The organism is Allokutzneria sp. A3M-2-11 16, assembly GCF_024213555.1.
Taxonomy (GTDB): Bacteria; Actinomycetota; Actinomycetes; order Mycobacteriales; family Pseudonocardiaceae; genus Allokutzneria.
In genome coordinates, this window is record NZ_JANAVO010000003.1 from 121,222 (window position 1) to 135,023 (window position 13,802).

General features: G+C 67.0%; 10 protein-coding genes. 3 read left to right on the forward strand and 7 right to left on the reverse strand.

Annotated features, from left to right (window positions below):
* Positions 1-13 precede the first annotated feature (13 nt).
* Positions 14-1,555 carry a DHA2 family efflux MFS transporter permease subunit gene (locus NLX83_RS22325; RefSeq protein WP_254237071.1) on the reverse strand — a complete coding sequence of 514 codons (1,542 nt, stop codon included), beginning with the start codon at positions 1,553-1,555 and terminating at the stop codon, positions 14-16.
* A 116-nt stretch (positions 1,556-1,671) separates the two neighbouring features.
* Here NLX83_RS22325 and NLX83_RS22330 point away from each other — a divergent pair, with 116 nt between their 5' ends.
* Positions 1,672-2,265, forward strand: coding sequence for a MarR family winged helix-turn-helix transcriptional regulator (locus NLX83_RS22330; RefSeq protein WP_254237072.1), 594 nt, complete (start codon positions 1,672-1,674; stop codon positions 2,263-2,265).
* A gap of 486 nt (positions 2,266-2,751) precedes the next feature.
* On the opposite strand, the gene NLX83_RS22335 is transcribed toward NLX83_RS22330, so the two are convergent.
* The 6 genes from NLX83_RS22335 to NLX83_RS22360 all read right to left on the reverse strand — a co-directional run bounded on the left by NLX83_RS22335 (position 2,752) and on the right by NLX83_RS22360 (position 10,969).
* The gene (locus NLX83_RS22335) at positions 2,752-3,969 is read right to left on the reverse strand and encodes a hypothetical protein (protein WP_254237073.1); all 1,218 of its coding nucleotides are present in this window, start codon (positions 3,967-3,969) and stop codon (positions 2,752-2,754) included.
* Between the two features lie 202 nt (positions 3,970-4,171).
* Positions 4,172-5,905, reverse strand: coding sequence for an ABC transporter ATP-binding protein (locus tag NLX83_RS22340; RefSeq protein ID WP_254237074.1), 1,734 nt, complete (start codon positions 5,903-5,905; stop codon positions 4,172-4,174).
* Between the two features lie 256 nt (positions 5,906-6,161).
* Positions 6,162-7,154 (reverse strand): NAD(P)H-binding protein, encoded by a 993-nt coding sequence (locus tag NLX83_RS22345; protein WP_254237075.1) that lies wholly within the window; start codon positions 7,152-7,154, stop codon positions 6,162-6,164.
* Positions 7,121-7,942 carry an NAD(P)H-binding protein gene (locus NLX83_RS22350; protein ID WP_254237076.1) on the reverse strand — a complete coding sequence of 274 codons (822 nt, stop codon included), beginning with the start codon at positions 7,940-7,942 and terminating at the stop codon, positions 7,121-7,123. The genes NLX83_RS22345 and NLX83_RS22350 overlap by 34 nt, the downstream gene beginning before the upstream one ends.
* Positions 7,943-8,071: 129 nt before the next feature.
* Positions 8,072-8,953 (reverse strand): 4Fe-4S domain-containing protein, encoded by an 882-nt coding sequence (locus NLX83_RS22355; protein WP_254237077.1) that lies wholly within the window; start codon positions 8,951-8,953, stop codon positions 8,072-8,074.
* 594 nt (positions 8,954-9,547) lie between these two features.
* Positions 9,548-10,969 (reverse strand): gamma-glutamyltransferase, encoded by a 1,422-nt coding sequence (locus NLX83_RS22360; RefSeq protein WP_254237078.1) that lies wholly within the window; start codon positions 10,967-10,969, stop codon positions 9,548-9,550.
* Positions 10,970-11,377: 408 nt separating this feature from the next.
* Here NLX83_RS22360 and NLX83_RS22365 point away from each other — a divergent pair, with 408 nt between their 5' ends.
* Entirely contained in the window at positions 11,378-12,655 is a 1,278-nt protein-coding gene (locus tag NLX83_RS22365; protein WP_254237079.1) for a sensor histidine kinase, read from the forward strand.
* Positions 12,652-13,356: a response regulator transcription factor gene (locus NLX83_RS22370; RefSeq protein ID WP_254237080.1), complete on the forward strand. Its 705-nt coding sequence runs from the start codon at positions 12,652-12,654 to the stop codon at positions 13,354-13,356. The genes NLX83_RS22365 and NLX83_RS22370 overlap by 4 nt, the downstream gene beginning before the upstream one ends.
* Positions 13,357-13,802 lie beyond the last annotated feature (446 nt).

The window sequence follows — 13,802 nt, forward strand, 5'->3', positions numbered from 1 at the left end:
GACAGCTCCTCTTTCAGTGGGTGTCACGTCGGTCAGTGGGTAGCGCGGTCGGCTCCGGGGTGAATCGCGTGCCGACGGCCGCGGCGAGCACGGCGACGGCGGCACACACGAGCAGCGCGGTGCTGGTAGCACTGGAGAACGCGGCGCCGATGTCGAGGCCAGGCAGGGACTGGGGTGGGGGGTGTCCGCTGGCGAGCTGCGAGGCGACGTCGACCGCCTCTGCCTCGGATCCGGTGCGGCCGAGGTTCGCGGCAAAGCGGTTCTGCAGGACCGCCGCGGTCACTGCGAGGCCAAGCTCGGCGCCCACCAGGAGGGTGACGTAGGAGATGCCCGAGGCGATCCCGGCCTGTCCGGCTGGCACGTCCCGGAGGGTGGCGCTGGTCGTGGGTGCCTCCAGCATGCCCAGCCCGATCCCGGTCAGCGCGAGTGCGATCAGCAGCAGCGGCCGGTCCGCGGCCGAGACCTGGTGGGCCAGGGTCAAGGCCCCCGCCGCCGTGAGCAGGAAGCCGGGGACGACGAGCCATCGCACGTCGGCACGGTCGGAGACCGCACCGGCGAGCGGGGATACCACGATCGTGGTCAGCACCAGCGGGAGCAGCACGATCGCGGTGCCGATCGCGGAGTAGCCCAGCTGCAGTTGCAGGAACAGCACCAGCGGGAAGAACAGCCCGAGGGTGACGAACTGGAGCGCTGCCCGCAGGATGTTGCCGACCGCGAACAGCCGGTCGGTGAACAGGCTCAGCTCGATCAGCGGATGAGCCACCCGGTGTTGCACGATGAGAAAGCCAGCCAGCAGCAGCGCCGCGGCGATGAACATGCCCACCACCCACGGCGAGGTCCAGCCGAGGCGCTGGCCCTCGATGATCGGGAACACCAGGCAGAACAGCCCGGCCGAGCTGAGCACCACACCGGGCAGATCGATCACGTTCGAGGTGTCGGGCGCCCGCGACTCGGGGATCACCAGCATCGCGGCGACGATGGCGATCGCACCGACCGGGACGTTGACCAGGAAGATGTACTCCCAGGACAAGCCGGTCGTTATCACCCCGCCGAGCGTGGGACCGAGCACAACGCCCAGGCCCGCGGCGATGCCCTGGACACCGAACGCCAGCCCGCGCCGAGACGCCGGCACCGTCGTCGTGATCAGCGCCAGCACCGTCGGCTCCACCATGGCCGCGCCGCCACCCTGCAGCACTCGCCCCGCCACGAGCTGCTCAAGCGAGCCGCCCAGCGCGCACCACAGCGACGCCAGGGCGAACACCGCCATCCCCAGCACGAACAACAGGCGCCGACCGTACAGATCGGCGAGTCGCGCGGCGGGCAGCAGCAACACCGCGAACGACAGCACGAACCCCGCGAGCAGCCAGGTCGCCGCGTCCAGCGAACCGCCCAGGTCACGCACGATCACCGGCAGCGCGATGTTCACCACGCTCGCGTCAAGCAAGACGACGAACGTGCTCACGGTCAGCACAACCAGCGTCAACCACTGTCGTCGATCCAGCCCGGCGGGCTCCTCCACGCGGTGGTTCCGACTCGCCGCAGACCGCATTGCCATGGCCCTCACCCCAAGGTTAGCTAGACTATCTAGCTAAAAGATAGCTAGATAGTCTAGGAAGTCAAGTGGGGGCGAGACTGTCCGTCGGCAGTCCACTACGACAAGGAGAACCAGTCATGGCCGGAGACGAGGATGAAATGGTCGAGCTGCCCGCGCGGGGCCTGGATGCGGGAGAGCAGCGTGGCCGGCGGCTCCTGCGCACCCACGAGGCGTCGTGGGCGCTGTGGGCGGTGCTGCGCACCGCCAGCGAGGCCGAACACGCCATGGCCCGCGACCTCGGCCTGCCCTACACCGACTCCCTCGCCCTCAACCACATCCTCAACTCGCCCGAACCACTCGGGCCCGTCGAACTCGGACGGCGCCTGGGCATGAGCTCCGCATCCGCCACCGTCCTCGTCGACCGTCTCGTCGCGAGCGGCCACGTCAACCGACTCCCAGACCCCCGGGATGGGCGGCGTCGCGTTCTCGAAGCCACCGAGCACGCACGCCGCGACGCTGTCAGGGTCATGACCCCACTGCTGCACGCCCTCGACGCCGTGGCCGCCCGACTCGACACCGCCACCGCAACCGCAGTGATCACCTACCTCCGAGACGTCGCGGACGTCCAGCGCGACTACAGCACCTCCGCACGAGACCGCGGCGAAATGACCGACACCACCCCGGCGAACCGACCGCGCGCCTCGCGCCCTTCATCCGAGCCGACTCCTTGAGCTGGGCCACTTTCGCGCCGCGGTGCGACGTGCTCGGCGGACGCCTGGACGGCGTGTCGGCAGCTGTCGTCGTGAGCTGTCCCTTGTGGACGGTGGATCCGGTTTCACCTCCGCTGAGTCCGTCGCGGAGGGCCAGGGCGGAGCGTGCGGCGACGGTGAGGCCGTGTCCGCGGACGGGGTTGAAGGTGCGGTAGGCGTCGCCGAGGACGATCAGCCCGGACCGAGTGGTTCGACCGCGGTGAGGAGTTCGGCGATGGCGGGCTGGCGGAGGTTCGCGGCGAAGTCGGTGCGGCGAGCCAGGCTCGGCACTCGAAGAGCACGAGGACGAACGTCGCTGCGGCGAAGGCGTACCAGATGTGCATGGGTTAGTCCCCGAGACGGGAGCGAGGGGAGAGGTACAACGAGAACCAGGCACGAGCGGCCTGACCCGAGTACCCATCCCGAGCCATGTGTGAAAACGATTCGCTGAAGCGCGGCAAGGGATGATCAGCGCCCTGATGACTGACCAGTCGTGGTTGTTCTCCAGTGCTCCAGATAGAGCTGCCGCGCCGACAGGCTCACACGCATGTGGTCGAGGAAAGGGTTGAGGAAGGACTGCCGGTACCGGGCGTCAGATGATGTGGACGCGACGAAGTTGAGTCCAGAGAACGCGGCTAGAAAAATGGAGACCTGCAGCAGCACATCCGGTACCGGGATCTGGAAGCCGAACAGAGTGCCGCCGACCGGGTCCGCCTCGCTCCAGGCCTTCATTACCTCTGGCCGAACAGCGACCAGGCCCAGGGCGACGAAGAAGCAGAATGTCAGAATGGCAAATATCAACGCCTGGAACGCCTGCGCGAGCATCAGCACTAGGACCATGTTGGCGCGCTCGATCCAGCGCAGTGGAACGTGACGGATCGGCGGTGCTACCACGCCATCCTCTACCAGGGATCGGAATGGGCTGGCGCGGAGCTTTTCGGCCTCGGTCTGGGTTGGCTGCGATGCCGCTAGTTCCCGTAGTTCGTCGGAGTTCATCGCGGTCATGAACAGCAAGGCCAGAGCGGCGAACAGTCCGGCCATCAGCCACAGCTGGTGACGTGGCAACGCGGCGTTGAGCTGCCAGACCTCAGCGGTGAAGAAGCCGAAGATGGTGATCAGCAGCAGAAGCGGCAGTGCTCGGCTGGCGAGCGTGCCCAGCAGCCTGACCTGACGGAAGGCCGCGCGCAGGCTCCACCCCAGGATCGACCCCGCACCCACGAACGCGGCGCCGACCAGGACCAGCACGGTACTCAGGTTGACGATCATGTTCATGACGACGGAACTGGTGGGGCTGACAATGCGGCTGAACACCGGACAGAGCACCACGAACGCGACAACGATCGTCACGGCGGGCGCGGAGCCGCGCGCGGTATACGCCTCGACGATATGCCGACGGATCCACCGTGCGGCGAGCCAGGCGCCAAGAACGGGTAGCGCGGCTAGGCCGAGCAACAGGCTGCCGTAAGCCAGCGCGTACCCGCTGTCCTCATAGAATCGACCGAGTTCGTCCCCGCCCTGCTCCGCGAGCCAAACGAGCAGATCGGTCAACAGATTCCATAGCGCGACAAGCACCACGGCCGGGACGATGCGGACCACTAATCGAGTTGGCCGGCCGCGAACCACTGATGGCAGACCCCGGCGCCGGAACCACTGCTCGGCGCTACGTCGCGTCCGCTGATCGGTCACCGCTCGATCTCCTTGAGTTTCCTGGAAAATGACGAACGCCAGATGCTGACGAGGGCTGACTTTCCTCTGACCCCGAATGCGGGGCCTGGTCGCACGGGTGCGACTGCAGCGCGTTGTGCCGGTGCTGCGACGCCACCGACAGCCCGGCCGCTTCGGTGAACGCATCCGCCCGAGCGCACCGACCCCGAGGCTGAAGATCGCGCTAGGCCACCGGTCCGGCCGCGGTGCCGGACGTGGCGATGCGAAGTGAGGCGACCAGATCGCGGTAGAGCGCGTCTGATCCGATGAGCTCGGCGTGGCTGCCGCTGGCGCGGCACCTGCCCGCTTCCATCACGAAGATCCGGTCGGCGTCGATGACCGTGGACAGGCGGTGCGCGATGGTGACGACCGCCCCGCGTTGGGAGATCCGTTCGATCGCCTCGTGCACGGCCGACTCGGTGAGTCCGTCCAGCTGCGCGGTCGCTTCGTCGAGAAGCAGGATCTCCGGTTCGTCGACCAGTGCTCTCGCGAGCGCGATCCGCTGGCGCTCACCGCCGGAGATCGTGGCGCTGGCCAACGGGGTGTCCAGCCCGTCCGGTAGCGCCCGCGCCCGCTCTTCCAAGCGCACAGCCCGCAATGCCGCCCAGATCGCGTCCTCGTCGGCATCGCCGTGGGTGTAGAGCAGGTTCTCCCGGAGCGTGCCCGGCAGCAGCGGGGTGTCCTGCTCGACGTAGACGACGCGCTTGCGCACGTCTTCAACCGACCACTGGTCGAAGGGCACACCGTCCAGGGTCAGGTGCCCGCGTTCGGGGTGGAGGAAGAGCAGCATCAGCGAGAAGATCGTGGTCTTGCCCGCACCCGAGGGACCGACGATGGCGGTGTGACCACGCCGCGGGACGTCGAAGGAAACCCCATCGAGCGCGGGAGCTGAGCCGGGTGCGTAGCGGGCGGTGACCTCGTGGAAGGACAGCACCGGCTCGTTCTCGGCAGCGCGCCGGGTGATCAGGGTTTCGCCGTCCTGCTCGACCTCCAGCGCCTGTACTTCCCTGATGCGCTCCGCGGCGGCGATCCCAGACTGCAACTGCCCGGCATTCCTGGTCAGGGACTCGACCGGCTCCATCAGTCGAAAGGCGTAGAGCAGGAACGCCACCAGGCTGGACACCGCGATCGCACCGGTGCTCACGCGCCAGGCGCCCAGCGCCAGGATCAGCAAGATCACCAGCTGGATGCCCATGCCGGCGACGGTCCACGAGTACGCCTCGATCCGCACCGCGCGAATCCCCTGCTTCGCTGACTCCTCCGCCTCGGCGAGCACGCGTGCGCTCTCCCTGCCCTCCGCGCGGCTGGCTTTGACCGTGCGGATCGCCCGCAGCGCGCCCTCCAGCAGACCACCCATCCTGCCGACGGCCGCCTGTGCGTCCCGTTGTGCGAGCGCGATCCTCGGCATGAGCATGGCCACCACGACACTGATCAGGGTCAGCGCGCCCAGGGTGGTCGCCAGCAACACCCAGTCCAGCACCGCCATCAGCACCAGCGCACCGATCAGGCCGACCACCGCGTTGATGGACTCGATCACGCTGGAGGCCGCGGCCTCGCGCAGCAGAACCGTGTCCGAGGTGACCCTGGTGACCAGCTCTCCACTGGACCGTCCGGCGATCTCTTCGACTCGCACGCGGAACAGGCGCCGGACCATGGATCGGCGGGCGTCGAGGACGATCTGCGCGGCCAGCTTGCCGAGCAGGAGTCCCTGCCAGAGCCCCATCGCCGATCCGAAGAGCAACAACGCCACCAGGATCCAGACCGCTGCCGCGATCGACGCTGAAGCCGCCAGCCCGTCGAGCACCCACTTGGTCACCATCGGTGCCGCCAGCGTGGCGCCGGTGGTCAGCAACCCGAGCACGAGGCCCAGCAGAAGCACCCGCCGGTGCGGCCGCACGAACGACCAGAGGACCCGCACGTTCTGCCATCTACCGGCCGGTTGTTCCGAATCCGCCTGAATCTTCACGAAATCAGTCACCCATTTTTCAGAATTCGAGAACGGCTAATGACACAAGAATGCCCTGTTGCTGAATTTCTGTGATTGCTCGTGGAGCGTGCCCTGTTTGATCGCGCTGTGAAGCACGCGCCTCGCCTTCGGCGACAGGGGTGGCAGCCCGTGCGCGGGGCTGCCACCACCTGGTCCGAGAACGGGTAGGGGCGTGTGCGGGAAAGGGTTATGTGGCTCTGGTGTCTCCGACCACGCGGAATTCCTCCGCGTGGTCAACGGCCCATTGCGCGAAGGTTCGTGCGGGGCGTCCGGTGATTCGTTCGAACGTGTCGGTCGCCGGGACCAGCCCGGGCCCGTCGACCGTGGCGGCAAGCGACTCGATCAGCCAGGCTGCGATGTCGTGCGGGTAGCCCTGCCGGTGCCAGTGCTCCAGAGCCGCTTCCGGGGACACCTCCTCGAAGCGGATGTCTTGGCCCGTTGCCGCCGCGATCGCCGCGACCTGCTCGGCCTGCGAGACCTTCGCCGGGCCGGTGATGGTGTACGCGGCACCGATGTGGGCATCGGTCAGCAGCGCCGCGACCGCTATCTCGGCGACGTCGGCCTCGTGGACGAGGGCGGATCCAGCCGCGCCGTACGGTTCGACCACCGGGTACCCGGCACGGATCTGCTCCGCCCAGCCCAGTGCGCCGGCCGCGAGCAGTCCAGGGCGGACATGGGTCCACTCGACATCGGTGGCCTCCACCAGCAGCTCTTGCTCTCGATGGGCATCGCGCTCCATCGCGAGATGCCGCCGCAGCGAGCTGATCGACTGATCGTACTGATCATCGCCGGGCGGGAACTCAGCGGCAGCCGCGGAATGCACGACGAACCTCCGCACGCCCGCCTTCACAGCTTCGCCGACAAACCCGGCATCGGACTCCGGGATGACGTAGGCGAAAGGGAACAGGTAGACGCGCTCGATCTCTTCGAGTGCGTCCCGCCAGGTCTCCGGGCGCTCAAAGTCGCCATACACGACCTCGACACCCGCCGGTAGACGCGCTGCTCGCGGATCGCGCGTCATGGCCCGCACCCGCTGGCCGGCACCTACCAACCGCTCAACGACGCAGCGCCCGATGTTCCCGGTCGCGCCGGTAACTAGAATTGTCACGTGATTCCTCTCGGTTACCTGGCTGGTGGACAAGCAGGTCAGCGGAAGTGCTCCTTGTTGACCTCCGCCCATTCGGCCAACGTTCGCGCACGGCGGCCGAGGATGTCCTGAACGGTCGGCCGGACCGGTTCGGGCTGTTCAACGGCCATCGCCCACACTTCGAGAAGCCAATCAGCCAGGAATTCGAGGTCATCCCCTGCCTCATTCCGCCACTGCTCAGGAGTCACCTCCTCGAACTGGATGACGCGGCCGACCGCCTTGCTGATGATCGCCACCTGCTCGACCTTGGTGAGCGACTCGGGGCCGGAAAGGGTGTAAATTTTTCCGTGATGCCCGTCAGCCAAGAGCGCGGTGACGGCCACGGCGGCGATGTCGACTTCATCGACGGGTGCTTGCCGCGCCGCCGCGTACGGCTCCCGCACGGCTGCCGTGGCGCGGATAGAGCCCGCCCAGTCGAGGAGGTTCCCCATGAACATTCCCGGCCGCACATGGGTCCACTCAACGCCAGATTCCTCCACCGCGCGCTCCGCGACGCGATAGTATTCATTCTCCGCTTCAGTCTCGTATTCGGCGCTCACTGAGGTCACCATCACGATCCGCTGGACACCGGCCTCTTTCGCGAGGGCGACCACCCGCCGGGTCTCACCGTAGGGAAGCAGATAGGCTCGATCGACGCCGTCGAAAGCTGACTCCAGGGTCTCCGGCTTTTCGACATCTCCGGCCACAACCTCGACTTCCGCAGGCAGTCCGGCGGTTTCCGGGCGCCTGCTCAGAGCTCGCACCTGCGCACCAGCGCGCACCAGTTGTTCGACCACCTGACGACCGACCGACCCGGTAGCGCCCGCAACAAGAAGCTTCACCTGATTCCCTCCATTAAGCTGGCTCACCCAAGGTAGCCAGGAGCGACAACCACACGCCTATAAGTAATTGCTTTTGCAAATCGATCCGACACCGCTCGTCGTGCTTCACTCATCGTGAATCAGGGCTCGTCACCACCTGGTCGCCGAGAGATCCGGAGGCTGTGGCTGTAGCGCCTGGACGCGGGCTGTGAGCGCATGCATACGACGGCTCATTTCCTCCGCGGGTAGCCTCTTGCGGTCGCCGTGCCCGGGAAGTATCCATTCGAAGCGAAGCTGCCCGACCAGCCGTTCCAGTGAAGTTGCCAACTCGGGGAGCGAATACCATACGACATTCTGGAAAATCTCAATATCCGATGTCGCCCGCGACCAGTAGAGGCTGTCTCCGGTGAAGCAGTAGCGCTCATCGGCCACGTAGAGCACGCTGCCCTCGGTGTGGCCTGGTATCGGATAGGCGATGACCCCGTCGACGATCTCAGTCGAGTCCAGGCCACGCAGCACCTTGTCGGCACCCACAGCGCTCGTGGCATCCCCTTCGTGCATCCACAGGGAGGCGCCGAACCGGTCGGCGTACCGGCGGCCGTGCGCGGCGTGATCAATATGCGTCAGCAGAATGTCGGTGACGTTGCCGTAGGTTTCGAACCTGGCCGCCAGCGACTCGCTCCACCGAGGTGTGTCGACCATGAGGACCCGGTCGTGCCGGACCAGGAGAAATGAGTTCGCGCCGGCGGTGTGCGGGGAATTGTGCCCGCACAGGTACAGGTCTTCGTCCAGGCGAAGGGGGAACGGGTCCCTAGCGTGGTTGAGCCTCCCTGATGGAGGTCGAATCGACCGAGTCGGACAGGCATACGCTGCCGCGTGCAAGAGGTCGATCTCGGTCTCGTCCTGTGGCTGCCAAGAAATCGCCGACCTGCCATTGCGTTCGACAATCAAATTGGGCGCGATTTGCCGAGACGCGTCGCAGTTGATGCAACGACCGTCGACAAACCAGCCACCCGGTACCTCGTTGACCATAAGTGATACTCCTTCCGCCGCGAGAAGGTGATATTGACGCGACCGCGCGCCTACTTCGCCGCGCAAACCACGCGGGCACTATGCGCTTCGAACCTCAGTCGCCAATACGACAGGTACTTCTCCGGCTTCGACGGAATAACGGATCTTCCGACCGCAGGTCTAGCACTCTGGGCGCGTCACATGCATATTTATTCACCCGTTCGGACTAGTCTTGAGGTTGTGTGTCGAGTGTCCGTTCGACTGTTCAAAGCCGAGCCATGAGGCGCCGAAGAAAATCAAACCTCTGGAGTGAATCGGCAGTTCGTGCTGGTCGGCCGAGTTGTAGAAGAGGCCGCCTGGTCAGCATCAGGTCAGTACATAGTCAACGTCCGCAGGGGATTGAAGATGGGGTCAGCAGGAATACATACGGAGCCCACTGCGGTTGCGGGGGAGCGACCCGTCCAAGACAAGGGGTCAGAGGCTCGTACCGTGCGGACCGGGGCCTTGGCCGGGTAGGGCCGCACGGCCTGGTCTCGTCGCCGGACCTCGTCGAGCAGCTCGGGTCGAACCGGTCGTCAACGTCCTGCGCGTCGGATCCGTCCGGTCGGTTGATCGTCAGCGTCGAGGTGACCGAGTCGCCGACAGTCGACGTCTCACCGTGCCCAGCGGGAGCGCGACCGCGGCGGCCGGGTCTAGCCCGAGCCGCAGGGTGATGTGGATTCCCGGGATGGTGACGGCGTTCAGACCGCTGCCGATGCTGCTGCTGGCCTGCACAGCCCCGCTGTCGCTCAGCGCGATGGCCGGACAGGCCACCATCGGCAGGTGCGCTCCGGGGGCGAGCTCAGCCTGTTGGAAGGAGGCTGAGTCGGGAAGCGGGATGCCATCGACAACCAGTCCGGTGCTGCCCCACGCCGCAGTGTTGATGCTGTGGCACACCGCGGTGAGGTTGCCGTCGCGGTCCGCTGTGACGACACAGTCGGAGTGCCCGCCGGTTGTAGTGGGCGGCTCGGTGCCGATCTTCCCAGCCCGGAGGAGCCGCGCCCACCGCGCGTCGTAACTTTCGGTGCTGGGCAGGTCCGCCTGGTCGCCGGAGACGTACCGGATGATCTGAATCAGCCAGTACAGGGCGTCGGGGTCGGTAGTCGGATCGCCGAGATCGGCGACGTCGATCAGCCCGAGCGCGGTGAGGAGCCTGCGACCGCCGGTATCGGGGGCCGGCAGGGTGTGCAGGTCATGGCCGGCGAAACGCCCGCTCGCGGGCCGGGACCAGATTGGCTGGTAGCTGGACAGGTCGGACATCCGGGCGCGGCCGCCGTCCCGGCGCACGATGTCGACGAAACGCTCGGCCCACGGCCCGCGGTACATCCAGTCCGGGCCGTGCTCGGCGAGTTTGGCCAGGGTCGCGGCCAGGGCCGGCGGGGCGAACGTGTCGCCGGCGCCGGGCAGGGCACCGGACGGGGCGAACATGGCGCGGCCCTCGGGGGTGCGGGTGAGCACCTTGGCGGCGTAGGCGAACATCCCGGCCAGTGTTTCCCCGACCGGCACACCGTGTTCGGCGATGTAGCGTGCGGGAGCCCACAGTTCCGTCCAGTCCAGCTTTCCGAAACGCTGGTGCGCGGCGTGCGCGCCGGCGACGAACCCGGGCACGAGCGCGGTGCGACCACTCGGCGTCGGGGAAGCCGGAATGCTCGCCGGGTCGGTCTCCTCCGCAAAGGTGCCGTAGCCGGCGCTCAGCGCTGTGACCTCGCCGGTCGCGCCGTCGAAATGGATCATGCCGAAGAACCCGGCGAAGCTGACCCACGATCCGGCCGCCAGGACGATCTGGGCGAAGGCGGTCGTGAGCGCGGCGTCCACGGCACTGCCACCGGCCTCCAGTGCGCGCTGCCCGGCCAAGTGCGCGAACGGACCGGTCGAGCCGATCACCATGCCGTTCCGGGCTGTCCCCGATGCCGAGCAGTGATCAAACCCGGCTTTCCCCAAGTCGAGCGCCGCACGCCGCTCGTCGGCATCCCACGTCGCTGGATCCAGCAAGCTCATGCGAGTCCTCCATGACTTCCGATTTGTCTGCCCCGGTCCGCGTTTGGACTGAATCGATTGCCGTTCGCAGCGATGATGGTCGGGTGAAACGCCGGTGTCCTTGCCCGACCGGCCAGAGACCTCGCCCGACTGGCCAATGTCCCTGCCCGGTCGGGTAAAGTCCGGACGCGTCGTCGCGTTCGCGAAGCCCGTTCGGGCTCGGAGGCGGTGCCATTCAGGAAGTGGTAGCCGGCTTCGGCCGTGCGCGCTCACACGGTGCTGGTCATGGCCGGACTGGGCCCTCGTTCGGCAATCGTCGTCGCATGCTGATCACCTGCACCGCAGTGTGATCAAAGACCCCCGGTCACCGAGGACACGACAAACCGGACATTCGCCACCGGCCACGTGACAAGCTCTAGGCTCAGGCTCATGCCCGGTTCGCTGCGCCCGGCCGCACCGCCGCTGGATAGGTGGATGCTGCCTGGTGAACTGGTGCGCGCCGCGGCTGCCGATCCACGCGATCCCGACCTGCGGAGCAGGCTGGCTCCGCGCACGGTGCGTGACTGGGCGGTCGACGTCGCGGTGTTGGTGGTAGCGGTGGTCGGTTTCGTCGTCGGGTTGTCCGTCCTGGAGGCTGCCCACGATTTACCGGCCTGGCTCCGGATCGCCGACCCGATTCTCGGGGTCGTGGCGTGCGTGGCGCTGTGGTGGCGCCGGCGCTTCCCAGCGATCTTGGGGGTCGTCACGGCCGTCGTTGCCTCGATTTCCAACACCGCGGTCGGTGCGGTGGCGGTGCTGCTGTTCTCCGTGGCGTTGCATCGCGGCTGGCGGTGGGCAGTTCCGATCGCGGCGGGCGCTGCGCTGCTGGCGGCGCCGTATGTCTTCACGCTCTACCCCGCGACGGTCGGAGCGCAGGCGCTGTGGGTTGTGACCCTGACCTTGGCCATGCTGCTGGTGCTGGCCACCGGCCTCGGGGTACGGGCACGGCGTCAGCTGGTACTGGCGCTACGGGCAGGTGCCGATGCGAGCCGCCGTGAGTACGAGCAACAGCTGGAGGAAAGCCGCCGCAGCGAGCGGATGCGGATCGCCAGGGAGATGCACGACGTGCTGGCCCACCGGCTCTCGCTGCTCTCAGTGCACGCCGGTGCGCTCGAATATCGCACCGCTACGGCGGAGACCGGCGCGGCGCCGGTGATGACGGCCGCCGAGGTGCACCGCGCGGCGAGCGTGGTGCGGTCGAACGCGCACCAAGCACTCGAGGAACTTGGCGACGTGCTCCGTCTACTCCGCCACTCGGAGGCGACCGAGGACACCGAGCGGGAGGAGGTTCGGCCGCTGCCCGCACTTCTGGAGGAGGCCCGCCTCGGGGGCCAGCCCGTCCGCGCCGAGATCAGCGCCCGCCTGGCGGAGATGCGCCTCCCGTTGCAACGCACGGTCTATCGGCTGGTCCAGGAGGGCCTGACCAATGCCCGTAAACACGCCCCAGGCGCCCAGGTGGAGGTGCTGGTACGGGACGATCCGGGCCGCGAGATCCTCGTGCAGGTATCCAACCCGGCCCCGGTCGGGGTGACCATCAGCGATGTTCCTGGTTGTGGCGCCGGGTTGATCGGTCTCGGCGAACGGGTCGCCCTGCACGGAGGGCAGCTGACACGGGAGGTCAGCTACGGGCATTTCCGGCTGCGCGCCCGGATGCCGTGGCCGTCATGATCCGGGTCCTCATCGTGGACGACGACCCGCTGGTCCGGTCCGGTCTCATGTTGATGCTCGCCGGCGCGGGCGATATCACCGTTGTCGGTGAGGTGGGCGACGGCGCCGACGTGGTCGACGCGGTGACCCGGCTCGACCCGCAGGTGGTGCTCATGGACATCCGGATGCCAGTGATCGACGGCATCGCCGCCACCCAGGCCCTCAGCCGACGGTACAACGCAGCAGGGGACCCCCACAGCGTCCGGCCGGCGGTCGTCGTGCTGACCACGTTCGACGCAGACGAGATCGTGCTCGCCGCACTCCGCGCGGGCGCCGTCGGCTTCTTGCTCAAGCACACCCCGCCCGCCGAGTTTGTCGACGCGGTTCGCAGGACGTCGGCGGGTGAACCGGTTCTCTCACCCAGCGTGACCCGCAGCCTGATCACCCTGGCTACCCAGCACTCGCCCCAACTCGATACCTCCGGAGCACCCGCTGACGACCTCTCCCGGATGAGTCTGCTCAGCGTTCGCGAACGCGAGGTCGCGCTCGCGGTCGCCGAGGGACTGAGCAACACCGAGATCGGCCAGCGACTATTCCTGTCCGCATCCAGTATCAAGGCGACCGTCTCGAGTGCGTTGGCGAAACTCGGCCTCGCGAATCGGATCCAGCTCGCGATCGTCGCCCACGAGTCCCGCCGAGGAACCGCTAGTCCCGGCGCATGACCTTCGCTGTCGAGGGCGGGTCGGCGACCCGGGGAGTCAACTGTCGCGTATTCACTGTCGTGGTGGTGTGGTCGTCGCCGGACGCTGTCGGTGAATTCTGACCGCCCTGCCTGATCAACGGCATGATCAAGATCGGTGAGTATTGACCCGCACTTGTCGATCAGTGGTGTGGTTGGCACCAGCAAGAGTGAGCGCCTCGGTCTTCACGTCGGACGGCCAAACCAGGAAAAGGCCACCAAAGAAAATGAAAAATCGACGAGAAGTTCTCTCGGTGTAAACCCAAGGGAAATCACGGACGAGACGCCTCTTAGTGGCACAAGGAGGAGAAAATGTGATGAGAGCCTGCATTGTGCTGAGCATTCCGAGCCGCGACGCGTTCGATCTTTGACCGACTGGCTATCGACTTTGGCCAGTCGGCTAAAGACACCGGCGCCTCGCTCGGCGAC

Coding starts and splice junctions, on each gene's coding strand:
- NLX83_RS22325 (WP_254237071.1), bottom strand. CDS start 1,555: ATGGCAATGCGGTCTGCGGCGAGTCGGAACCACCGCGTGGAGGAGCCC.
- NLX83_RS22330 (WP_254237072.1), top strand. CDS start 1,672: ATGGCCGGAGACGAGGATGAAATGGTCGAGCTGCCCGCGCGGGGCCTG.
- NLX83_RS22345 (WP_254237075.1), bottom strand. CDS start 7,154: ATGGGCGGAGGTCAACAAGGAGCACTTCCGCTGACCTGCTTGTCCACC.
- NLX83_RS22355 (WP_254237077.1), bottom strand. CDS start 8,953: ATGGTCAACGAGGTACCGGGTGGCTGGTTTGTCGACGGTCGTTGCATC.
- NLX83_RS22360 (WP_254237078.1), bottom strand. CDS start 10,969: ATGAGCTTGCTGGATCCAGCGACGTGGGATGCCGACGAGCGGCGTGCG.
- NLX83_RS22365 (WP_254237079.1), top strand. CDS start 11,378: ATGCCCGGTTCGCTGCGCCCGGCCGCACCGCCGCTGGATAGGTGGATG.
- NLX83_RS22370 (WP_254237080.1), top strand. CDS start 12,652: ATGATCCGGGTCCTCATCGTGGACGACGACCCGCTGGTCCGGTCCGGT.